The 22595-nt window shown below is 67.8% G+C and carries 16 protein-coding genes; 7 read left to right on the plus strand and 9 right to left on the minus strand.

Features of this window, described 5'->3' with window-relative positions; all coding sequences use genetic code 11:
• Positions 1-32 precede the first annotated feature (32 nt).
• The gene (locus SLW56_RS00725; RefSeq protein ID WP_152181876.1) at positions 33-1241 is read left to right on the plus strand and encodes an XVIPCD domain-containing protein; all 1209 of its coding nucleotides are present in this window, start codon (positions 33-35) and stop codon (positions 1239-1241) included.
• Positions 1242-1443: 202 nt separating this feature from the next.
• On the opposite strand, the gene SLW56_RS00730 is transcribed toward SLW56_RS00725, so the two are convergent.
• From SLW56_RS00730 to SLW56_RS00740, 3 genes are all read right to left on the minus strand, one after another.
• Positions 1444-2688, minus strand: coding sequence for a DUF819 family protein (locus SLW56_RS00730; RefSeq protein ID WP_267099560.1), 1245 nt, complete (start codon positions 2686-2688; stop codon positions 1444-1446).
• A 308-nt stretch (positions 2689-2996) separates the two neighbouring features.
• A complete protein-coding gene (locus SLW56_RS00735; RefSeq protein ID WP_152238045.1) occupies positions 2997-5066 on the minus strand; it encodes a S9 family peptidase in 2070 nt (689 codons plus the stop codon).
• A gap of 584 nt (positions 5067-5650) precedes the next feature.
• The gene (locus tag SLW56_RS00740; RefSeq protein ID WP_320694209.1) at positions 5651-7609 is read right to left on the minus strand and encodes an oligopeptide transporter, OPT family; all 1959 of its coding nucleotides are present in this window, start codon (positions 7607-7609) and stop codon (positions 5651-5653) included.
• 567 nt (positions 7610-8176) lie between these two features.
• On the opposite strand from SLW56_RS00740, the gene SLW56_RS00745 reads away from it, so the two are divergent.
• On the plus strand, positions 8177-9937 hold the full coding sequence (locus SLW56_RS00745) for an oligopeptide:H+ symporter (RefSeq protein ID WP_320694388.1): 1761 nt from the start codon (positions 8177-8179) through the stop codon (positions 9935-9937).
• A gap of 169 nt (positions 9938-10106) precedes the next feature.
• Here the strand turns inward: SLW56_RS00745 and SLW56_RS00750 are convergent, their stop codons facing one another.
• Both SLW56_RS00750 and SLW56_RS00755 read right to left on the minus strand, forming a co-directional pair.
• On the minus strand, positions 10107-11870 hold the full coding sequence (locus tag SLW56_RS00750; RefSeq protein ID WP_320694210.1) for a S9 family peptidase: 1764 nt from the start codon (positions 11868-11870) through the stop codon (positions 10107-10109).
• Between the two features lie 430 nt (positions 11871-12300).
• Positions 12301-13308, minus strand: a complete 1008-nt coding sequence (locus SLW56_RS00755; RefSeq protein WP_295839377.1) for a LacI family DNA-binding transcriptional regulator — start codon at positions 13306-13308, stop codon at positions 12301-12303.
• Between the two features lie 95 nt (positions 13309-13403).
• On the opposite strand from SLW56_RS00755, the gene SLW56_RS00760 reads away from it, so the two are divergent.
• Genes SLW56_RS00760 through SLW56_RS00780 form a run of 5 tightly spaced genes read left to right on the plus strand, consistent with a single transcriptional unit; the run spans position 13404 to position 18026 of the window.
• Entirely contained in the window at positions 13404-14456 is a 1053-nt protein-coding gene (locus SLW56_RS00760) for a sugar phosphate isomerase/epimerase family protein (protein ID WP_267099556.1), read from the plus strand.
• A 27-nt stretch (positions 14457-14483) separates the two neighbouring features.
• Positions 14484-15701 (plus strand): nucleoside permease, encoded by a 1218-nt coding sequence (locus tag SLW56_RS00765; RefSeq protein ID WP_267084788.1) that lies wholly within the window; start codon positions 14484-14486, stop codon positions 15699-15701.
• 11 nt (positions 15702-15712) lie between these two features.
• The gene (locus tag SLW56_RS00770) at positions 15713-16837 is read left to right on the plus strand and encodes a Gfo/Idh/MocA family oxidoreductase (protein WP_295839370.1); all 1125 of its coding nucleotides are present in this window, start codon (positions 15713-15715) and stop codon (positions 16835-16837) included.
• Positions 16838-16856: 19 nt separating this feature from the next.
• A complete protein-coding gene (locus SLW56_RS00775; RefSeq protein WP_267093843.1) occupies positions 16857-17711 on the plus strand; it encodes a sugar phosphate isomerase/epimerase in 855 nt (284 codons plus the stop codon).
• Positions 17712-17729: 18 nt separating this feature from the next.
• Positions 17730-18026 (plus strand): cytochrome c, encoded by a 297-nt coding sequence (locus tag SLW56_RS00780; RefSeq protein ID WP_026143968.1) that lies wholly within the window; start codon positions 17730-17732, stop codon positions 18024-18026.
• Positions 18027-18119: 93 nt separating this feature from the next.
• On the opposite strand, the gene SLW56_RS00785 is transcribed toward SLW56_RS00780, so the two are convergent.
• Genes SLW56_RS00785 through SLW56_RS00800 form a run of 4 tightly spaced genes read right to left on the minus strand, consistent with a single transcriptional unit; the run spans position 18120 to position 22091 of the window.
• Positions 18120-18863 carry a DUF1080 domain-containing protein gene (locus tag SLW56_RS00785; RefSeq protein ID WP_267099553.1) on the minus strand — a complete coding sequence of 248 codons (744 nt, stop codon included), beginning with the start codon at positions 18861-18863 and terminating at the stop codon, positions 18120-18122.
• 43 nt (positions 18864-18906) lie between these two features.
• On the minus strand, positions 18907-19479 hold the full coding sequence (locus SLW56_RS00790) for a gluconate 2-dehydrogenase subunit 3 family protein (RefSeq protein ID WP_043095702.1): 573 nt from the start codon (positions 19477-19479) through the stop codon (positions 18907-18909).
• Complete coding sequence (locus SLW56_RS00795; RefSeq protein ID WP_267093840.1) at positions 19479-21164, minus strand: GMC family oxidoreductase; 1686 nt, start codon at positions 21162-21164, stop codon at positions 19479-19481. Before SLW56_RS00795 ends, SLW56_RS00790 begins: the two co-directional genes overlap by 1 nt.
• Before the next feature lie 30 nt (positions 21165-21194).
• Complete coding sequence (locus SLW56_RS00800; RefSeq protein WP_320694211.1) at positions 21195-22091, minus strand: TIM barrel protein; 897 nt, start codon at positions 22089-22091, stop codon at positions 21195-21197.
• Positions 22092-22595 lie beyond the last annotated feature (504 nt).

The following is a 22595-nucleotide window of genomic DNA, read 5'->3' on the forward strand; positions in this document are numbered from 1 at the left end:
CGGTCGGTCGCCACATTCGCACGGAGCCGCGCATGAACCAGAACGAGCTTTCCCCGTCCGATCCGTCCACCTCCTTCTCCGACGCCGTCCGCGGCCAGCAGCCGCAGGCCGTGGACCGGCAACTGCCGCCGCTGCTTCAGGACCTCTACCACACCGCGGCCGAACGCCGCGCCGGCGGCGCCGAGACCTTCGCCGCGCTGCCCGACGGTTGGTCGCGCATGGACGACGCCGCGCTGCAGCGCGCCGGCATCGATCCCAGCCTGCAGCACGATGCCAAGAGCGGCTTCGATGCCGCGTTCTACCGCAACCCGCAGGGCAACGTGGTGCTGGGCTTCTGCGGCACCGACGAACTGAAGGACTGGAAACACAACCTCGGCCAGGGCCTGGGCTTTTCCGACTCACAGTACGCCTCGGCGATCCAGCTCGGCAGCCAGGCCAAGCAGGCCTTCGGCGACAACCTGCTGATCTCCGGGCACTCGCTGGGCGGCGGCCTGGCCGCGGCCTCGTCGATGGTCAACGACGTGCCGGCGGTGACCTTCAACGCCGCCGGGGTCAACAACAAGACGCTCGAGCGCGAAGGGCTGGATGCCGACGCGGCCAAGGCCTATGCCGCCGACGGGCTGATCCGCGGCTATCACGTCAAGAACGAACTGCTGACCTACCTGCAGGAAGACAACCTGCTGACCCGCGGCCTGATGCCCGACGCCGCCGGCCACCAGATCCAGCTGCCGGAACCGGACCCGCTGTCGTTCGGCCAGCGCCTGATCCCCGGGATGATGCTCAAGCATCGCCTGGACTTGCACGGCATCGACTCGGTGATGAAGGCCGAGGACCTGGCGCAGAACCAGAGCCAGGGTCAGGTCCAGAGCCAGGGGCAATCCGGTTCGCTGTCGACCGGCAGCCGCCTGTTCAACGACGCGGTGGTGCAGTTGGACGGCCAGCGCGACCGGCTCGGCCTGCACGACGACGCAGCCTTCCTCAACACCGCCGCCAGCGTCGCCGCGCGCGCCGGCCAGGACGGCCTGCAGCGCATCGACCAAGTGCTGCCCAGCCGCGATGGCGACCGACTGTTCGCGGTCCAGGGGCAACCGGAGAACCCGGCGCACCTGCGCAGCCAGGTCCAGACCGCGGCCGCGGCCCACGAGCCGTCGCAGGCCAACGTCGGCCAGTTGCAGCAACAGAACCTGCAGGCGCCGCCGCAGCAGCAGGAAGAACGGCAGCGCAGCGTGGCGATGCAGTAGTCGCCGCCTGCGACTGCATCACGGCAGGCGTCCACGCCGACGCCTGCCGTGGCGTCCACCACCCAGACCAGCAGTTTCGCAGGCACACCGCCGGACGCAGCGCCCCAGATCCACGCCCGCGATGTACGGCGGCAGTCCCAGCGCCGGCTCCCACATCGCACTGCCGCACGCGAACAGGCTGCGGCGGTCACGCCGCCGCGGCTCAGCCAGCGCCGGCCATCGCGCGCAGGGTGATCCCAACCAGATAGGCCAGGTACGTGCCGGTGGCGTAGCCCATCGTGCCCAGCAGCACGCCGACCGGGGCCAGCGCCGGATGGAACGCGGCCGCCACCACCGGCGCCGAGGCCGGGCCGCCGACGTTGCTCTGCGAGCCGATCGCGAAGTAGAAGAACGGCACCCGCAGCAGCTTGCCCAGCGCCAGCAGCAGCAGAACGTGCACGATGAGCCAGATCAGGCCGAGCGCGAAGATCCAGGGCCGGTCGAACAGCGCCAGCAGATCCATCTGCATGCCGATGCAGGCGATCAGGAAATACAGCAGCAGCGTGCCGATGCGCGAGGCGCCGGCGCCCTCGAGGGTGCGCGCGCGGGTAAAGCTGAGCAGCAGGCCGAAGGTGGTCGCCAGCACCACCACCCACACGAACGGCGAGCCGAGGCTGAACTGCTTGGCCCAACTCACGTTCGCGTCGAACCACGCCGCCGTGGGAGTGGCGATCGCATGCGACAGGCCGACCGCGCCGAAGGCCACGCCGACGATCAGCATCAGGTCGGTGAGGCTGGCCACGCGTTCGTGCTGGGCCTGGAAGTGGGCGATGCGCTGCTTGAGGTCGTCGATGCCGCGGGTGTCGGCGCCCGTGCGCGCATCGATCGCCGGCGCACGTTGCGCAAAGAAGATCAGCAGTGCCATCCACACGTAGCCGACGCCGACGTCGACCACCGCGAACTGGCCGAAGGTGGTGGCATCGACCTGAAACACCTCACGCATCGCCAGCATGTTGGCGCCGCCGCCGATCCAACTGCCGGCCAACGCAGCCATGCCGGCCCAGGTGTCGCCGGCCACGGTCACCGGATGCAGCCACTTCATCACCTGGAACGCGACCACCGCGCCGAGCATGATGCTGAAGGACGCGCCCAGGTACATCGCCACCAGCTTCGGCCCCAGCCGCAGGATGCCCTTGAGATCGATGGTGAGGGTGAGCAGGACGAGCGCCGCCGGCAGCAGCACGTCGCGCGCGACCGGGTTGTAGAGCGAATTGTGTTGCCCGTCGATCAGGCCGACGGTGTTGTAGATGCCCGGAATCAGATAGCACAGCAACAGCGCCGGCACGAAGCCGTAGAAGCGCTTCCAGAATCCCGACGGCCGCGCCGCGGTCCAGAACACCGCGCCCAGGGTGGCGGCGATCAGGCCGAAGATGACGATGTCGTTGGTGATCAGGGGCGTCGAGGGCATCGGGCTTTAGGGCGGGGATTCGGGAGTGGGGATTCGGGATTCGTGCGCCGCGGTTGGAGGTTTGGAGGTGTCAACAACGATCGAAAGAGAGCAACAGGCCGCGGGTGTATTCGCAGGAGCGATGCGCTGCAAGCGCCTGTTGTTTTTGTGGGAGGGGCTTCAGCCCCGACGCTTCATTGGTAAGGTGTCGGGGCTGAAGCCCCTCCCACAAGGGCCATCGGATTACCGGGATCGCGGGAAAATCCCGAATCCCGGGACCTGGGCCGTATTCCCAGAAGGGGCCCGGGAAACCCAGGCCCCAGGTCCCCTCACTGCCCGATATGCTGCTTCAGCCAGCCGTTGACCGTGTCGTGCCAGAGGATGCTGTTCTGCGGCTTCAGCACCCAATGGTTCTCGTCCGGGAAGTACAGGAACTTGGACTCGATGCCCTTGCGCTGCAGCGCGCCGAACGCGGCCAGGCCCTGCTCCATCGGGATGCGGAAATCCTGCTGGCCATGGATCACCAGCATCGGCACCTTCCACTTGTCCACGTGCAGGATCGGGTTGAACTTTTCGTAGCCGGCCGGGTTCTGCCACGGCGTGCCGCCGTTCTCCCACTCGCTGAACCACAGCTCCTCGGTGGCGTAGCCCATCATGCGGTTGTCGAACACGCCGTCGTGGTCGACCAGGCACTTCCACGGCTTGTTCCAGTTGCCGGCCATCCAGTAGACCATGTAGCCGCCGTAGCTGGCGCCGAGCGCACAGGCCTTGTCGCCATTGAGGAAGCCGTACTGCTTCTGCGCCGCGTCCCAGCCCTTCTGCAGGTCTTCCAGCGGGCGGTCGCCCCAGTGCTGGCTGATCGCATCGGTGAAGGCCTGGCCGTAGCCGGTGGAACCGTGGAAGTCGATCATCACCACCGCGTAGCCCTGCCCCGCATAGGTCTGCGGGTTCCAGCGATAGCTCCAGCCGTTGCCGAAGCTGCCCTGCGGGCCGCCGTGGATCAGGAACGCCACCGGATAGGTCTTGCCTTCCTGGTAGTTGTACGGCTTGACCACATAGCCGTGCACGGTGTCGTTGTTCCAGCCCTTGAACGAGAACTGCTCGTAGTCGCCGAACTTCACGTCCGGCAGCAGTTCGCCGGCGCTGGGGGTGATGGCGCGCGGCTGCTGGCCATCGGCGTCGGCGACCACGATCTGGTCGCCGCTCTTGAGGCTGTTGCGGGTGAAGGCCAGGGTGGTGCCGGCCAGGACCGGTGAGCCGACGCTGCCGTCGGCGGCCACGGTGCGGACCTTGCCATCGGCCACGTCGACCGCGAACAGCGGGTGCTGGCCCATGTCGTCGGCGGTGGTATAGATGGTCTTGCCGTCGGCCGAGAGCACGAGCTCGCCAGCCGAGCGATCCCACTGCGGGGCGATCTCACGGGTCTTGCCGCTGGCCACGTCCATGGCCATCAGGCCGAAGCGGTCGGCCTCGAAGCCGGGGCGCTTCATCGCACGGTAGAACAGGGTCTTGCCGTCGGCGGAGAACACCGGGCCGGCGTCCCAGGCCGGGTTGGACGCGGTCAGGTTGACCGGCGCGGCCTTGCCGGCGGCGTCCAGCCGGTACAGGTCGAAGTTGGTCGACCACGGTTCTTCGCGGCCGGCCACGCGCACGCTGGCGACCAGCGACTGCCCGTCCGGCGCCCAGGTGTAGTCCTCGCTGCCGCCGAACGGCTTGGAGGGGATGTCGCCGGCCAGGGTCACGCTGACCGCCGAGGCGCCGGCGACCGGCTTGGCCTTGGCGCCGGCCGGCAGCGGCGCGACGAACAGGCTGTTGCGGCGGCCGTCGTTCCACGTATCCCAGTGGCGCACGAACAACTGGTCGAACACCACGCCGGTGGCCTTGGACTGCTTCTTGGCGTCCAGGCGCTTCTGCGTGCAGGCCAGGTCCGAGCCGCAGTCCTGGAACACGCCGGCGCTGAAGGCCACGCGGTCGCCCTGCGGGGCGATGCGGTAGCTGTCCACGTCCAGCGCGAAATCGGTGAGCTGGCGCGGCGCGCCGCCGGCCAGCGGCAGCGCGTACAGCTGCTGGCGGCCGGACTTGGCGCTGAGGAAGTACACGGTCTTGCCGTCGGCCGACAGTTCCGGCGAGTTGACGTTCCAGCCTTCCGGGGTCAGCCGCTTCGGCGGCGCCGCATCGCGGGTGCGCAGGTCGCGCAGCCACAGGCTGGTGCTGGACTTCTCCAGCGCCTTGTCCATCTGCCGCTTGGCGAAGATCACCGTGCCGCCATCGGGCGTCAGCAGCGGCGAGGACACCCGGTCCAGCGCGACCATGTCGCGAACTTCGAAACCGCGGGTGGCGGCCAGCGCGGGCAGCGCGGTCAGCAGGGCCAGGGGCAGCAAGGCGTAGCGCAGGGTCATCGGGCGTCTCCGGAACACGGCAAAACGTCGATGGTAGGGGCCGCGGTGGGCGTGGCGCAAAGGACTGAAGTCATGGAGGGGCCGGGATTGGGGAATCGGGATTGGGGATTGGGAAGAGCGAGGTGCTGGCTCGGCTGGGACTACGAAGGTTCTGACGGATCGGTGTCGGGCAACAGGCGGACCGCGATCTACGCGCGGCTGGATGAGAGGCGGATCGGGATTGGCAGGTGCGGTGCGTTGGTTCGGCCAGGGCGATTAGGAGCAGCCTGGGACCTGGTTCGGATAGCGCGGACGGGCAGATCCGCCGCTGGATGGAAAGGCGGGTCGGGATCGACAGTGTGATGCGCTGGCTCGGCCAGGCGCGCGAGGTCGGTTTGGGCCAGCTTCCGGTGGCGTGGCGGAGCGCGATGCACGCACGGCTGCGGCGCAATTCGCTCCTTGGCCTGCGCGATGCACGCGGCGCGGAGCAGCCAGCGAGAAGCTGATGGGATCGGCACGTGCGGCGCGCGGGCCCGGCCGGAAAAAGCGAAGCCCGGCGCGGGGCCGGGCTTCGGATGTTGCGTTGCAGGAGGCGATTGCGCCGGTTACGCGCGCGGCGCGGCCGCGGCTTCGCCCTTGCGGCCGGTGCGGTACAGCAGCCAGCCGACGAAGGCCAGCAGCGCCAGGCCGTACCACTGGTTGAGGTGGAATGCTTCCGGCAGCGCCAGCACGTCGGCGCGGCCCGAGGCCACGATCGGCACCGCGATCGCAATGCCCATCAACGCCTCACCGGTGATCAGGCCCGCGGCGAACAGCGTGCCCGGGCGGTGCGCGCGATCGCGGCCCTCCTCGTCATCAGCGCGGATCTTGTGGAAGCGCTCGACTAGGTGGGTCAGCAGGCCGCCGAGGAAGATCGGCACCATCAGCTCCAGCGGCAGGTAAATGCCGATCGCCGCGGCCAGCACCGGCACGCGGAAGCGCTTGCCGGTCTTCTTCAGCCACTCGTCCAGCGCGATGATCGCCGCACCGACGCCGGCACCGATGCCGATCATGGTCCACGGCAACTCGCCGCCGAACAGGCCCTTGGCCACCGACGCCATCAGCGTGGCTTGCGGCGCCGCCAGCGCATTGGGATGCTGCGGCGTGGCTGCGCCGATGCCATAGGCCTGGGCCAGCAGATTCAGCACCGGCGCCATGATCAACGCGCAAGAGAACGCGCCGATCGCGAGCATCAGCTGCTGCTTCCACGGCGTGGCGCCGACCAGGTAGCCGGCCTTCAGATCCTGCAGGTTGTCGCCGCCCACCGCGGCGGCGCAGCACACCACCGCGCCGATCATGATCGCGGCGACCGCGCCGATCGGCGAATCGCGCCCGAGCAGCACCACCAGCACCGCCGAGGCGAACAGGATGGTGGAGATGGTGATGCCGGAGACCGGGTTGTTCGACGAGCCGATCAGGCCGGCCAGGTAGCCGGACACCGAGACGAACAGGAAACCGGCGACGATCATGATGAGGGTCATCGGCACGCTGACGTGCCACTGGCCGACGATGGCCTGGTACAGGCCCAGCAGCGGCAGCGTGCACAGCAGCAGCGCGACCAGCATCCACTTCATCGGCAGGTCGCGATCGGTCTCGGCCACCGCGGCGCCGCCGGTGCTCTTGCGCGCCGCGGCGAAGCCGCTCTTGACGCCCGACAGCAGCGACTTGCGCAGCGAGAACAGCGTCCACACGCCGCCGATCAGCATCGCGCCCACGCCCAGATAGCGCACCTTGGCCGCCCAGATGCCGAACGCCGCTTCGGCCGCCGGCGCATTGACCAGGCTCTGCGCCAGCGCCGGGTCGGAGCCCATGAAGAACTGCTGGTACAGCGGGATGGCCAGATGCCAGGACAGGATCGAGCCGGACAGCACCACGATGCCGACGTTGAGCCCGACGATGTAGCCCACGCCCAGCAACGCCGGCGACAGATTGGTGCCGACGTAGCCGACCATCTTACTGCTGCCGATGTACGCGGCCTGCGCCCAGGTATCCGGAATCACCTTCAGGCCGCTGGCCGCGCCGAGCTTGACCAGCCCGCCGATCGCCGCCGACAGGCCCAAGATCTTCAGCCCCGGCCCGGGATTCTCACCGGCCTTGAGCACTTCCGCGGCGGCCTTGCCCTCCGGGAACGGCAGCGGATCCTCGACGATCATCGAGCGCCGCAGCGGCACCGAGAACAGCACCCCGAGCAGGCCGCCCATGCCGGCGATGCCGAGCACCCACCAGTACTTGAAGTCCGGCCAGTAGCCCATGATCACCAGCGCCGGGATGGTGAAGATCACCCCGGCCGCGATCGAGGAACCGGCCGAGGCGCCGGTCTGCACGATGTTGTTCTCGAGGATGGAGCCGCCGCCGAGCAGGCGCAGCACCCCCATCGACACCACCGCCGCCGGAATCGCGGTGGCGATGGTCAGGCCGGCGAACAGACCGAGGTAGGCATTGGCGGCGGACAGCACCACGGCCAGCACGATCGCCAGCACCACGGCACGGAACGTGAGCTGGCGCGGCGCGGCAGCGTTGTTCATGGTTACCCCTGAAACGACAAAAACGCTTTGCACGCTAGCGTCTGGGGCCGGGCAAGTCCAGCATCGCGGTGCCCAGCTTGTGGCACATGCCTGGGGGCGGGGATTGGGGATTTGGGATTTGCAGAGGCTGAGACAGCTAATAGCCCCTCTCCCGTCGGGAGAGGGGTTGGGGTGAGGGTGCGGGGGCGCGCAGCACACCCCAACCACCCAGGCGCAGCCCGACCCTCATCCGCCCCTGCGGGGCACCTTCCCCCCGAGAAGGGGGCCGTGGTCCCGAGGGGAGAAGGAACGGCGTTAGCCCCTCTCCCACCGGGAGAGGGGTTGGGGTGAGGGTACGGCGCACGCAGCGCGCCCCAGCCATGCAGGTGCAGCCCGACCCTCATCCGCCCCTGCGGGGCACCTTCTCCCGAGGGGAGAAGGAACCACGCTAGCCCCTCTCCCACCGGGAGAGGGGTTGGGGTGAGGGTACGCCCGCCGCCGAACCATCCATGCCGCGCCGCCATTCGCGCGGGCGTCCGCGCGCCTATACTCCGCCGCTGCCTTCCTGCGCCGAGAGTCGCCGTGTCCGTGTCCTCCCTGCCGCTGCGCGACGCGCGCGACGATTTCCTCGGCCATCCCAAGGGCGTCTACGTCTGTTTCTTCACCGAGATGTGGGAGCGCTTCTCCTTCTACGGCATGAAGGCGCTGCTGTTGCTGTACCTCACCAAGTACCACCTGTTCGGCGACGACGCGGGACTCGACCTGCTCGGCGCCTACGGCGGCCTGGTGTACTGCGTGCCGGTGCTTGGCGGCCTGCTCGCCGACCGCTGGCTCGGCATGCGCAAGGCGGTGGTGTTCGGCGGCCTGCTGCTGGTGCTCGGCCACATCGGCATGGCTTTCGAGGGTCACGCCGCCACCCGGGTCAACGGCGAGGTGGTCCGCGACACCGCATCCCTGGGCGTGACCTACCTGTCGCTGGCACTGATCATCATGGGCGTGGGCTTCCTCAAGCCCAACATCTCCACCATCGTCGGCAAGCTGTATCCGGCCGACGACCCGCGCCGCGACGCCGGCTTCTCGCTGTTCTACGCCGGCATCAATCTCGGCGCGCTGTTCGCCTCGCTGGTCTGCGGCTTCCTGGGCGAGGCCTACGGCTGGCGCTACGGCTTCGGCGCGGCCGGCATCGGCATGCTGCTCGGCCTGGGCATGTTCCTGTGGGGCCAGAAATACCTGCACGGCCACGCCGAACCGGCGCAGCCGGCGCTACTGCGCGAGCGCGTGCTCGGCGTGCCGCGCGAATGGGCGATCTACCTATGCGCCGTGCTGGGCGTGCTGCCGGTGGCCGCGCTGATGTGGGCCGCGGCCAACGGCGCCTTCAGCCTGGGCGGGGAAATCTCCCTGGCCCTGCTGCTGATGCTGCTGGTGCTCGGCGCGGTGCTGCTGTGGTTCGCCTGGTTCACCGGCACCCAGTGCACCCCGGTGCAGCGCCAGCAGATGATCGCGCTGATGGTGCTGATCGCGATGGCGCTGGTGTACTTCACCCTGTACGAGCAGACCTACGGCTCGTGGGTCACCTTCACCGACCGGCTGATGACCAAGGACATCGTGCCGTCGCTGGTGATCCGCGGCGGCACGCCCCTGCCCTGGTCGATCGCCTCGTTGCTGCTGGCGCCGCTGGGCTTCGTGCTGGCGGCCTCGCTGTCCGACCGCCGCCCCGGCTCGTCGGCGCCGCGGCGGCTATTCGTCGCGGTCAGCGCGTTGATGCTGCTGTTCCTGATCCGCGACTGCCTGGTGCTGCCGCAGACCGCCGGCTCCCTGACCTATCTGGGCGCGCTGTTCCTGGTGTTGCTGGCGCCGCTGTTCGCCGCGCTGTGGGCGTGGTTGGCGCGGCGCGGACGCGAGCCGTCCAAGCCGGCCAAGTCGGCGATGGGGCTGTTGCTGGCCGGCCTGTCCTTCGTGCCACTGGCACTGGCCGCGCAACAGGTCGGCGCGACCGGCCAGATGGCGAGCGTGTGGTGGTTGGTGCTGGCCTACTTCGTGCTGGAGGCCGGCGAAATGTGCCTGTCGCCGGTCGGCCTGTCGGCGGTGACCCAACTCGCGGTGCCGCGCGTGGTCAGCCTGATGATGGGCACCTGGTTCCTGGCCACGGCGTTCTCCGAGGCGCTGGCGGCGCTGTTCGGCAAGCTGGCCGCGATCGAGGTGCCGGATGGCCAGACCCTCAACATCGCCGACGCCGCGGCCAAGTACGCGCACCTGTTCTGGCTGCTGCTGTGGATCGGCGTGGGCTGTGCGGTGCTGGCCTTCCTCGCCGCGCCCCTGCTGCGGCGGATGATGCATGGGGTGCATTGAGGGGATTGCCGCTGAGGTCGCATCATTGCGACCGCGACTTCGCCGCAACGGGCGTCAGGCCCAGCTGCCGACCAATCAAGGCGAGTGCGGTCCGGACCTGCCCCGGACCGCACTGACGTCGTGCGCCTGCGATGCGTGCCGTGCAGGCATGCATCGCCAGTCGGATCACTTACTGCTTCGCTGCCGCCGGCGCCGCCTGCGCGCCGCCCAGCGACTTGCTCAGGAACGCCAGCAGCCGGGTGTAGAACTCGCGACGATGCGCTTCGGTGTAGAAGCCATGGCCCTCGGTCGGGACGTACAGCGTCTCCACCGGTACGCCCGCCTTCTTCAGGGCGGCTTCCATCTTCTTGGAGTGCTGGATGGGCGCGCGCTCGTCCTCGCCACCCGCCGCCAGGAACACGGGCCCCTTGATCTTGTCGGCCAGATTGACCGGCGAGATCGCGGCCAGTTCGCTGGTCGGCCCCAGCCACTCGCGCAGATAGGTCTGACCCGCATCGCGTTGCTGGATATCGCCCCTTGCGTACATCATCGGCAGGTCGTAGACGCCGACATAGCCTGCCGCGCAGCGATACAGCGTCGGCTCCTTGGCCACGCCCATCAACGACGCATAGGCGCCATAGCTGGCACCGTACATGCAGATGCGCTGCGGGTCTGCGATGCCCTGGTCGATCGCCCAGCGCGTGGCATCGGTGACGTCGTCCTGCATCTTGCCGCCCCATTGGCCGGCGCCGGCCTGCTGGAAAGCGCGCCCGTAGTTGCCGGAACCCCGATAATTGACCTGCAGCACCGCGTAACCGGCGCTGGCCAGGATCTGCGCATCCTCATCGAACATGCCGTTGTCGAAGATCCCGAACGGTCCGCCATGCGGCATCACCACCATCGGCACCTTGCCGGACTTGGCCGCCGCCGGCAGGGTCACGAACCCATGCAGTGGCAGGCCATCTCGCGCCTGCAACGCGATCGGCCGCACCTCGGCCAGCTTCGGCGGCTGCAGTGCCGCACGGCGTGCGAACACGAAATCGGCCTTCTTGGCGACGGTGTCGAAAAGGTAGAACTCGCCCGGATTGCGACCGGACTGCACGTTGACCAGGTTGAGCCGGCCGTCGCGCGTGCTGGAGGTGACATAGACTGCCTGCCCCGGGAAGGCCGCTTCCAGCGAGCGCTGGGTCTTGGCTTCGGGCGAGGCGTCATCGAAAAACAGGCTCCGCGGCTTGTCGCCCAGCACTTCGATCCCGACCGGGACATGGGTGCCATGGCGATACATGATCCGATAGGGATCGGCCAGCACATCGCGTGCCACCACCTTGCGCTCGCCGCTGTCGGTATTCCACGACTCGATGACGTCACTCCCCTTCGCCTGCTGTACCTGCAGATACGCGACATGCCCGTCTTCGGAAAAACCGATCGGCGTCTCCACGTGATGGCTGACGTTTTCGTCATTGATCAGCTTCCAGTCGCTGCCCTGCGCATCGCGATAGAACAGCTTCTTGGCATTGTCGGCATCCGCGCCCAAGGCGAAGCGCACCTTACCTTGCTCATCGCTGTAGAAATCCGCGCCGCGCACCTTGGGCGAACCGGTCAGCAACCGCCGGCGGCCGCTATAGACGTCCATGATTTCGGTGCGGCTATAAGGATCCTGGCTGGTGCTGAACGGCTGCGCCTGGATGATGACGTTGCGGTCGTCGCCGGGCAGCGAACCAACGAAATACGCGGCAACCTTCTCCACCTTCTTGGTCTGGATCAGCGTCCCCGGCCCGTTGCCGGTCACGCGCTGGCCCACCAACAGCTCCGCCGCCCCGCCGTCGGCGTTGATCGAGAACAGTTCTCCGGTCCCCCACGGCTGATCCCGCTGCCCGATCTTCTGGACCATGTTGAACAGCACGCGCGTGTCGTTGACCCACACGAAATCGGAGACGTGGGTGTTCTTCTCCATCGAGAAGCTGCCGACGATCTTGTTGTCGGAACGGCGCATGATCGCCAGCGCGGTCCGATCCTCCAGCGGCACCGTCGCCGCGTAGTACTCGCCGGTCGGCGACAACTTCAGCGTTTCGACCTGCTCCTTGACCAGATACGGCGCCAGATCCACCTGCGCCCATGCATTCCCCGCTCCCAGCAGACACAACAACGCGACTGCGCGCAGTCCCCTCTTCATTCCCTGTTCCCCTGTTCCTGTTGGCGTGACGTTCGCGTGAAGTCTAATCCAGACGCTTGTCCGATGGCCTACCGGAAGCTGGGTGCCGACCTCCGGCGACGTCGGGGCTGGAAACTGAAAAAGCGCGCTGCCCGGAGGCCGCACGCCCGTCGTCTGCCGCGGAAACGGCGGCGCGCACCGATCAGGCGCATCGCCGCCGCCCTGCCGTCACCTACTCTCTCGGCGCGCCGGTCGACCCGCGCACCATCAAGCTGAAGTCCAGCGTCTGCTGCAGCGGCACGTCCACCCGTTCGATGATGGCAAGCAGCAGGTTGACCGCGCGGACACCGATCTCCCGCATCGGCTGCCTGATGGTCGTCAATGGCGGCGTGAGGTAACTGGACGAGGCCAGGTCGTCGAAGCCGACGATGGACAGGTCGTCCGGCACGCGGACTCCCAGGTCCCGGCAGGCCGCCAGGGCACCCAGTGCCATCTGATCGCTGAAGCAGAAGATCGCGGTCGGCGCGGGTGTACGACCTAACAGCGTCATCGCCGCCGCATGGCCGGATTCCACGGAGAAGTCGCCCGGCACGACGGTCAGGTTGCGCAAGCGACCGCGCGCCTTGGCGCAGGCGCGAACTCCTTCCAGTCGCTGCTGATGCAGGGGATTGTCGGGCGGACCGCCCACCACGGCGATCCGCACGTGCCCCAGTCCATACAGGTGGTCCATCACGGCGCGCGCGGCGGCCGCGTTGTCGATGTGGACGCTGGGAATCCCCAGCGCCGGGTCGAACTCGCAGCCGTTGACCACCGGCGCGGCGTCGCCCTGCTGCTTGACGATCTCACGCGCCGTCGGCGGCAAGCGGTGCCCCAGCACGATCAGGCCGTCCGCCTCGTTGCGTGGGAGCATCTGCGCGTAGCGCTCCTCGCGGTCGGGCTGGTGCTGGGTATCGCCCAGCAGCACGGCGTAGCCGACCGCCTGCGCGGCGTCTTCCGCGCCCTGCAGGATCTGGGCGAAGAAGGGATTGGCGATGTCCGGGACGGTGACCAGGAGCTTGCCGCTGCGCTGGGTCTTGAGCGTCCTGGCCACCGCGTTGGGGACATAGCCCAGCGCGGCGGCGGCCTGCTCGATGCGCGCGCGCGTGGCGGGCAGGACTTTTTCCGGACGGGAAAGCGCCCGCGACACCGTGCCCGCGGTGACGCCGACGTGCTTTGCGATGTCGTAGATGGTTGTCGCCATGAACTGAGCTCTTGTGTCTGCTGTGCAGTGCACAACGGGTCTTGCGGGAGGCCCATGCTAGGATGATTCAATCGATTGCATGAGGGCGAATCACGTTGAAGACGCTCAAGGGTCCAGCGCTGTTCCTGGCACAGTTCATCGCCGACACACCTCCCTTCAATCGCTTGGACACGCTGGCCGAATGGGCCGCGGGCCTGGGCTATTCTGGCCTACAAATACCGACCAGCGCGCCCCACCTGTTCGATCTGGCCCAGGCCGCGCACAGCCAGGCGTACTGCGACGACCTCGCCGGCATGCTGGCCGGGCATGGCCTGCAGATCACCGAGCTGTCCACCCACCTGCAGGGACAGCTGGTCGCCGTCCACCCCGCCTACGACGGCCTGTTCGACGGCTTCGCACCGCCGGACAAGCGCGGCAACCCCGCCGCCCGCCAGGCCTGGGCGGTGGAGCAGCTGCAGTTGGCCGCCAAGGCCAGCCAGCGCCTGGGACTGACGGCGCATGCCACGTTTTCCGGCGCGCTGGCCTGGCCCTACTTCTATCCCTGGCCGCAACGCCCGCCCGGACTGGTGGAAGAAGCCTTCGCCGAGCTCGGCCGGCGCTGGCGTCCGATCCTGGATGCCTTCGACGCCTGCGGCGTGGACCTGTGCTTCGAGATCCACCCGGGCGAGGACCTGCACGACGGCGCCACCTTCGAGCGCTTCCTCGACGTGGTCGACCAGCACCCCCGCGCCAAGATCCTGTACGACCCCAGCCACCTGCTGCTGCAGCAGATGGACTACCTGGGTTTCATCGATCGCTACCACGCGCGCATCGGCATCTTCCACGTCAAGGACGCGGAGTATCGCGCCAGCGCGCGCAGCGGCGTCTATGGCGGCTACCAGGACTGGATCGATCGTCCGGGGCGGTTCCGCTCGCTCGGGGACGGCCAGGTCGACTTCAAGGCCATCTTCTCCAAGTTCGCGCAATACGATTTCCCGGGCTGGGCGGTGCTGGAATGGGAGTGCTGCCTGAAGCATCCGGAAGACGGGGCGCGGGAGGGGGCCGCGTTCATTCGCGACCACATCATCCGCGTGACCGAACGCGCCTTCGACGATTTCGCCGATAGCGGCGCCGATCCGGCATCGCTGCGCCGCATGCTGGGAACCTGAGTCATTACCGCCCTGGGAGGGGACGCCATGACGCACACCATGTCGCGCTTGGGCGCGATGATGTTTCTGCAGTTCTTCATCTGGGGCGCCTGGTTCGTGACCCTGGGAACCTACCTGGTGCAGGGGCCGCTGCACGCCAGCGCGAGCCAGGTGGCGACGGCGTTCCTCAGCCAGTCCATCGGCGCCATCGTCGCGCCGTTCCTGGTCGGCCTGATCGCCGATCGCTACTTCGCGGCGCAGCGCATCCTGGGAGTGCTGCATCTCGCCGGTGCGGTACTCATGTGGCTGGCATCCACGGCGACGAGCTTCGGCGTGTTCTTCGCCTGCGTGATGGGCTACATGCTGCTGTTCATGCCGACGCTGGCGCTGGCCAACAGCGTGGCGATGCGGCACATGCAAGCGCCGGAAAAGCAGTTCCCGCCGGTGCGCGTGGCCGGCAGCGTCGGCTGGATCGTGGCCGGCGTGCTGATCGGCTGGCTGGGCTGGGAACAGGCGCATCGGCTCGAGCTGACCTTCCGGATGGCGGCGCTGGCCTCGCTGGCCCTGGGCCTGTATGCCTTCACCCTGCCGCACACGCCGCCGCTGGCGCGCCAGCGCGATGCCGGTCTGGGGCAGATCCTGGGGCTGGACGCGCTGCGGCTGCTGAAGTCGCGCTCCTATCTGGTGTTCTTCCTGGCGTCCATCGCCATCTGCATCCCGCTGGCGTTCTACTACAACTTCACCAACCCCTACCTCAACGATCTGGGCGTGCGCGGCGCGGCCGGCCTGCAGTCGCTGGGCCAGGTGTCCGAAGTCCTGCTGATGCTGGCCATGCCGTTCCTATTCGTGCGGCTGGGAGTCAAGACGATGCTGGCGGTGGGCATGGCGGCGTGGGTGGTGCGCTACGCGATGTTCGCCTTCGGCGATGCCGGCGGCGGCTTTTCCCTGCTGGTGATCGGCATCGTGCTGCATGGCATCTGCTACGACTTCTTCTTCGTCACCGGCCAGATCTACACCGATGCGCACGCCGGCCCGGCCGCTCGCAGCAGCGCGCAGGGCTTCATCACCCTGGCCACGTACGGCGTGGGCATGCTGATCGGCACCTTCCTGTCCGGCGCCGTGGTTGAGCACTACACCACCGCGGCGGGCCCGGACTGGCGGCAGATCTGGCTGTTCCCGGCCGGCGTGGCACTGGTGGTGCTGGTCGCCTTCCTGCTGCTGTTCCGCGACCGGCCCGCCGTCGCGGCCGCCCCCTCCGCGCCTTGAGGATCCCCCCGATGCCCAAGCTTGGAATCGCCATCGTCGGCACCGGCATGATCGGCGCCGTGCACCGTCGCGCGGCACTACTGGCGGGCGCCTCGGTCCGCGGCGTCGCCGCCTCGTCCCCGCAGCGCGCACGCGAGGTGGCGCAATCGTGGGATGTCCCGCATGCGTATCGCGACATCGAGGAGGTGGTCGCCGATCCGCAGGTGCAGGTCGTGCACGTCTGCACGCCCAACCATCTGCACCGCGCCATGGCGCAGGCGGCGCTGGACGCCGGCAAGCACGTGATCTGCGAGAAGCCGCTGGCCACCACGCTGGAGGATGCGCGGGCGCTGGCGACCCTGGCCCGCGCGACCGGGCTGGTCGCCACGGTGCCCTTCGTCTACCGCTACCACCCGGTGGTCCGCGAGGCGCGCGCCCGCATCGCCCAGGGCGAACTGGGGCCGCTGCGCCTGATCCACGGCAGCTATCTACAGGACTGGCTGCTGGATCCGGCCAGCAACAACTGGCGTGTGGACCCGGCGCTGGGCGGCGCGTCGCGCGTGTTCGCCGACATCGGCTCGCACTGGTGCGACCTGGTGGAATGGGTGAGCGGCGAGCGCTTCGCCGAGGTCAGCGCGGCGTTCGCGACGGTGATCGCCGAGCGCGGCACCAACACCGGGCAGAGCTTCACCACGCCGGCGGCGGGCGGCGCGATGCAGGCGGTCTCCAGCGAGGACGTGGCCATGGCGATGCTCCGAACCGGCGCGGGCACGCTGGCCTCGTTGACGGTCAGCCAGGTCTCGGCGGGGCGCCGCAATCGGCTCTGGTTCGAGATCGATGGCGCCCAGGCCAGCGTGGCGTTCGACCAGGAGGACGCCGAACGCCTGTGGATCGGCCGGCCCGACCAGCGCGAGGAAGTCTTCGTGCGCGGACCGGGTGCCGGCAGCGCCGAACAGCGCCGGCTGGCGACGCTGCCGGCCGGGCACGCGCAGGGCTACGGCGATTGCTTCGAGGCGTTCGTCGCCGACACCTACCGCGCCATCGACGGCGAGCGGCCGGACGGCCTGCCCACCTTCGACGACGGGCTGCGCTCGGCGCTGATCGTCGATCGCGTCATCGCATCGGCCAGGACACGCGGCTGGACATCCATCGACTGACTCCCGGGAGGACTTCTTGATGAACACAGCGACACGCAGAACCGCAACCCTCGCACTGCTGCTCTTCGCGGCCCTGCCCGCCTTCGCACGCGACGCCGCCGGCCAGGAGGCCCCCATCGCAGTGCAGATGTACTCGCTGCGCAACGCCGGCACGCTCGACCAACAGTTGAAGATCGTCCATGACGCCGGCGTGGGCGCGGTGGAAACGGTCGGCACGCAGAACATGAGCGCGGTGGAACTCAAGCAGTTGCTGGACAAGTATTCGATCAAGGCGATCTCCTCGCACGTGCAGCTGGCCGACCTGCGCAAGGACCTGGACGGCGCGGTGGCCTTCAACCGCTCGATCGGCAACACGACGCTGGTGGTGCCTTACCTGGACCAGAAGGAGCGGCCCACCGATGCCGCAGGCTGGACCGCACTGGGCAAGGAACTGGGCCAACTCGCGACGCGGGCACGCGCCAAGGGCATGCGCCTGGCCTATCACAACCACGATTTCGAGCTGGTCGATTTCGATGGCAAGACCGGCCTGGAACTGCTGTTCGCCGCGGCCGGCCCCGATCTCAAGACCGAGCTGGACCTGGCGTGGGTCGCGCGCGCGGGCTACGACCCGGCGACGATGCTGGGCAAGTTCAAGGGCCGCATGTTCGCGGTCCACGCCAAGGACAACGCACCGAAAGGCCAGGCCCAAGACGAAGGCGGCTTCGCCGCGGTCGGCAAGGGCGTGCTGAACTGGAACGCGATCCTGCCTGCCGCGGCGGCGAGCGGCGTGCAGTGGTACATCATCGAGCACGACCAGCCGCGCGACCCGGCCAGCGTCGTCCGGACCAGTGCGGAGTACCTGCGCGAACATCTGCCCGCCAGCACACAGCGCTAGCACGCAAAGGAGTTCCGCTTGAAAACGATCACGACGATGGCCGTGGTGCTGCTGGGGGCGACGCTTGCGCCCAAGGCCTGGTCCAAGGACGACCCGGCGGCCGGCGCGCAGCTCTACGCGAACCATTGCACGGCCTGCCATGGCGCGAATCGCGCGGGCGTCCCGCCCACCTTCCCCGCGCTGACCGACGTGGGCAAGCGCCTGCAGCCCGCGCAGATCAAGGAGAAGATCCGCAACGGCGGCGGGCTGATGCCGCCGTTTTCGCAGCTGTCGCAACAGGAGGTCGACGACCTCGCCAGCTTTCTGGCGCAGTAGGGCGCGCCCTCCATTCCCGGGTATGCCGCGTTGAGCACGGCATACCCGGGATCGCCGACACACCCCAGGCGATCGGCGCCGACGGCGCCGGCGCTACAGCTCGCGCACCCAGATGTTGCGGTAGCTGACCTTGGAATCGTGCTCCTGCAGGAAGATCGGCGCGCATCCATGCGGCGCGTACGACGGCGCGCCGATGTATTCGGTCTTGCCCGCCAGCACGGTGTCGTTCTGCACCAGCACGCCGTTGTGCAGGACGGTGATGCGGGCGGGTGACGTGAGCCCGCCGCCCTGCGAGAAACGCGGCGCCTTCCAGATGATGTCGTACACCTGCCACTGGCCCGGCGCACGCGAGGCATTCACCAGCGGAATGGCCTGCTTGTAGATCGCACCGGCCTGGCCATTGGCATAGGTCGGGTTGTTGTAGCTGTCGAGCACCTGCAACTCATACAGCTCCTGCAGGAAGATGCCGCTGTTCCCCCGCTGCTGGCCGTCGAAGCCACCGGTCGCGGTGGGCGTGCGCCACTCGACATGCAACTGGATGTCGCAGAAGCGCTGCTTGGTGCGGATGCCCTTGCTGCCCGGCACCACGGTCAGCGCGCCGTCGGCGACGCTCCAGGGCACGCGTCCGCCCTGCTCCGACTCCCAGGCCGACAGATCCTTGCCATCGAACAGCACGATCGCGTCGGAGGGCGCGCCGCCCGGGGGCGTGGCCACGGTCGCGGGCACGGGCTTCCACACTTCGGTCTTGGCAGGATCGCGTGCGGGGTCGCCGTCGGCCTGCGCGACCGCAGGCGCCACGGCCAGCAGGCAGGCCGCCATCAGCAGGGATCTGGTCATCGTGTTTCCAGGAGAAGGAGGAAGGGCGAAGCGTGGCGCTCCATCAGCCGGTGGCCCAGGCGGGCGTGCCGGGAACGTAGGTGATGTCTTCATAGCGGCCCGGCACGGCGACGTAGCGCAGCACTTCGGTCGCGCCGACCTCGGAGGTGAAGAAGCCGAAGATGGTCAGCTGCTTGATCATGGTGAAGGGATGCGGCATCGCGTCCGCCGCGTCGGCGGTGCCGGTGTCGGTCACGTCGACGGCCTTTGCCCTGGCCTCCGCATCCAAGGCGCGCAGCAGTTCGGCGCGCGCCTGCGGGGTGAGCGACACGAATCGGCCGCCGGCACGTTTGTCGATCTCGGCCAGGCCGGCGCGGAACGTCGCCTGCTGCCGCGGGGTGTAGCAGTCGGTGACGAATTTCGCCATGAACGCGCCGGCACCGGCGTCCTTCGCCCCCGGCGTCTTGGTCCGCGGCAGGATGGTCTCGGCGATCTCGTCCAGCGTGCCGATCTCGGCGGCGGAGAACAGCACCTTCGTCCCCGCGGCCGACGCCTGTGCCGGGGCGAGCGCGGGCAGGCCGACCATCGCCGCGCCGGTGGCGGCGAAGATCATCTTCAGCAGTTCGCGACGTTCCATCACAGGTTCCCCGCTTTCAGTTCGCGCACGGCATGATCGGCGGCACGTGCGGTCAGCGCCATGTAGGTCAGCGAAGGATTCACGCAGCCGCTGGAGGTCATGCAGGCGCCATCGGTCACGTAGACGTTCGGTGCGTCCCACACCTGGTTGTACTGGTTCAGCACGGAGTGCTTGCGATCCCGGCCCATGCGCGCGGTGCCCATCTCATGGATGCCCTTGCCCGGCGCGTAATCGCCATCGTGCATCTTCACGTCCTTGACGCCGGCCGCCTCCAGCATCTCGGCGGCATCGGCGGCCATGTCCTTGCGCATGGCCTTTTCGTTCTCGCGCATGGCAACGTCCATCGCCAGCACCGGCAGCCCCCATTTGTCCTTGCGCTGCGGGTCCAGGCGAATCGTGTTGTCGTGGTGCGGCAGCATTTCGCCGAATCCGGTCATGCCGATGCTCCAGTCGCCTGGCACGGTCAGCGCCTCCTTCAGGTCGGCACCGATGTTCAGCTCGGCGATCTCGCGCGACCAGCCGGTGCGGCTCGCACCGCCCTGGTAGCCGAAGCCGCGCAGGTAGCCGCGCTTGTCCATGGCGACATTGCGGAACCGGGGGATGTAGAAGCCGCAGGGACGGCGGCCGAAGTAGTACTTGTCCTCGTAGCCCTCGACCCGGCCGGAGGCACCGGCGCCGAAATGATGGTCCATCACGTTGTGCCCGAGCTCGCCGGACGACGACCCCAGGCCGCCGTCCCAGACATCGGTGGCCGAGTTCATCAGCAGCCAGGTCGAATTGAACGAGGACGCGTTGAGGAAGATGACATTGGCCGTGTACTGGTAGGTCTGTCCGCTCTCGGCGTCGATGATCTCCACGCCGCGCGCACGCTTGCGGTCCTTGTCGTAGAGCACCTCCTTGACGATCGAGAACGGACGCAAGGTCAGGTTGCCCGTCTTCATGGCCGCCGGCAGCGTGGCCGCCTGGGTCGAGAAGTAGGCGCCGAAGGGACAGCCCAGGATGCACTTGTTGCGATACTGGCAGTTGACGCGGCCCTGCTCGACCTTGGGCTGGGTGATGTTGGCGGTACGCGAGTGGATCAGGTGCCGGGTGCCGCCAAAGGCCTTCTTGATCCGCGCCGCGACGTCCTTCTCGACGATGTTCAACGGGATCGGCGGCAGGAACTCGCCGTCCGGCAACACGTCCAGTCCCTCGCGCGTGCCGGCGATGCCGGCGAACTTCTCCACGTGGTCGTACCAGGGTGCGAGGTCGGCGTAACGGATCGGCCAATCGGTGGCGATGCCGTCCTTCAGGTTCGCCTCGAAATCCAGGTCCGACAGGCGATAGCTCTGCCGTCCCCACATCAGCGAGCGGCCGCCCACGTGATAGCCGCGGAACCAGTCGAATCGCTTGATCTCGGTGTAGGGCGATTCCTTTTCGTTGGCCCACATTCCCTGCAGGTTCTCGACCAGGGCGTAGTCGCGCATCAGCACCGGATAATCGGCCTTCATCGCCTGGGTCGGGCGGTTGCGATGCGGGAAATCCCACGCCTCCTTCATCGCGTTGACGTAGTCCTTGACGTGCTCGATGTTGCGTCCGCGTTCCAGCATCAGGACCTTGAGTCCCTTCTCGGTCAGCTCCTTCGCCGCCCAACCGCCACTGATGCCCGAGCCAACGACGATGGCGTCGTAATGATTGTCTGCCATGGGTTCTACTTCACCTCGGTGGATAGCGTTTCAGACATCGCAGAGGCGGATCGCCTCGCGCAGCGAGCCGACGGGATCCGGCGCGGCAGGAACGAATTCCTGCGCCAGATAGCCATCGAAACCGGTATCGCGGATCGCGCGACAGATGGCGGGATAGTGGAGCTCCTGATCGTCCCCGATCTCGTGCCGTCCCGGGACGCCGGCGGTGTGGTAATGCTTGAAGCACGCGTGATGCTTGCCGATGGTGGCGATGATGTCGCCCTCCATGATCTGCATGTGGTAGATGTCGTACAGCAGGCCGAAATGGTCCGAGCCGATCCGCTGGCACAGCTCCACGCCCCAGGCGGAGTGGTCGCACAGATAGTCGTGATGATCGACCTTGGAGTTCAGCAGCTCCATCACCAGCACGACCCCGCGCTTCTCGGCATGCCCGAGGATGCGCTTGAGTCCGACTTCGGCGTGGGCCATGCCCTCCTGGGGATCCATGCCATTCCGGTTGCCGGAAAAACAGATGAGGTTGCGATAGCCGGCGTCGGCCACCAGGTCGATGTGCCGCGTGTAGCGCTCGACCAGCGCATCGTGGAACTGGCTGCCGGCAAAGCCCTTGTCCAGGCCGAGTTCCGCGCCATTGCACATCGCGCTGCACACGCCATGCGCCTTCAGCGTGGGCCAATCCGCCGGGCCCACCAGATCGATGGCGGCGAACCCCAGGCCCTTCACCACCTGGCAAAGCTGTGCGGTCGACAGCTGCGGAAACGTCCAGCGGGCGACAGACTGCTTCAGGTTGCCCTTGAGCGGCGTGGCCGCCGCAAGCGCTGGCAGCATGCCCATCGCACCAAGGCCAAGGCTCCCGGCGACCGCCATGCGCAGCGCGTCGCGCCTCGTGAAGCCCGAGGCCGGCGCCGGTCCGATCGAATGGATAGACATCCACCTTCCGGCCTCCCAACCGGTCTCAAACGCTGACGATTCGCCGCGATTCAATCGATTGAACCATAGAGCAGTGAATTGCGCTTTTGCAAGACGCACTGCACGAAAACACATGCTGCAGGGCACAACGCCTGTGGCGTCAGTCGTCATGACGGCGATGGAATTTCGGGTGACGTACGGAGTTGTGCAGCGAGACGTAGAGCGACAAACAAACGGGTATTTGGTGAACCTGCTCGAGCAGGCGACGCATGGCGAGATACCGACGGACCCGTGGTTCCTCCCTGGGACTAAGGCGCTAAATCGCCTGCAAGGCGGCGGGGATGGGAGGTCGGACCTGGAGCTTCAGGACACCTCCGCCGCGTTGCCATGCGCATTCATGTGGTGAGGATCGTGGTGTGGCGGCGAGCGACGCCAATGTGCTTTTCGCAGAAGCGGCTTTAGCCGCGATGGCTTTCATCGGAAAGCCTGTCGCCGCTAAAGCAGCCCCTACGACACCTTCCCCGT

The organism is Xanthomonas sp. LF07-6 (genome assembly GCF_034105445.1).
Lineage (GTDB): Bacteria > Pseudomonadota > Gammaproteobacteria > Xanthomonadales > Xanthomonadaceae > Xanthomonas_A > Xanthomonas_A sontii.

Bases quoted from the DNA above. Each gene is read 5' to 3' on its own strand.
- SLW56_RS00790 (WP_043095702.1), bottom strand. From the start codon at position 19,479: ATGGAACGTCGCGAACTGCTGAAGATGATCTTCGCCGCCACCGGCGCG.
- SLW56_RS00770 (WP_295839370.1), top strand. From the start codon at position 15,713: ATGCCCAAGCTTGGAATCGCCATCGTCGGCACCGGCATGATCGGCGCC.
- SLW56_RS00755 (WP_295839377.1), bottom strand. From the start codon at position 13,308: ATGGCGACAACCATCTACGACATCGCAAAGCACGTCGGCGTCACCGCG.
- SLW56_RS00735 (WP_152238045.1), bottom strand. From the start codon at position 5,066: ATGACCCTGCGCTACGCCTTGCTGCCCCTGGCCCTGCTGACCGCGCTG.
- SLW56_RS00750 (WP_320694210.1), bottom strand. From the start codon at position 11,870: ATGGAGAAGAACACCCACGTCTCCGATTTCGTGTGGGTCAACGACACG.
- SLW56_RS00785 (WP_267099553.1), bottom strand. From the start codon at position 18,863: ATGACCAGATCCCTGCTGATGGCGGCCTGCCTGCTGGCCGTGGCGCCT.
- SLW56_RS00765 (WP_267084788.1), top strand. From the start codon at position 14,484: ATGACGCACACCATGTCGCGCTTGGGCGCGATGATGTTTCTGCAGTTC.
- SLW56_RS00730 (WP_267099560.1), bottom strand. From the start codon at position 2,688: ATGCCCTCGACGCCCCTGATCACCAACGACATCGTCATCTTCGGCCTG.
- SLW56_RS00775 (WP_267093843.1), top strand. From the start codon at position 16,857: ATGAACACAGCGACACGCAGAACCGCAACCCTCGCACTGCTGCTCTTC.
- SLW56_RS00795 (WP_267093840.1), bottom strand. From the start codon at position 21,164: ATGGCAGACAATCATTACGACGCCATCGTCGTTGGCTCGGGCATCAGT.
- SLW56_RS00725 (WP_152181876.1), top strand. From the start codon at position 33: ATGAACCAGAACGAGCTTTCCCCGTCCGATCCGTCCACCTCCTTCTCC.
- SLW56_RS00740 (WP_320694209.1), bottom strand. From the start codon at position 7,609: ATGAACAACGCTGCCGCGCCGCGCCAGCTCACGTTCCGTGCCGTGGTG.
- SLW56_RS00800 (WP_320694211.1), bottom strand. From the start codon at position 22,091: ATGTCTATCCATTCGATCGGACCGGCGCCGGCCTCGGGCTTCACGAGG.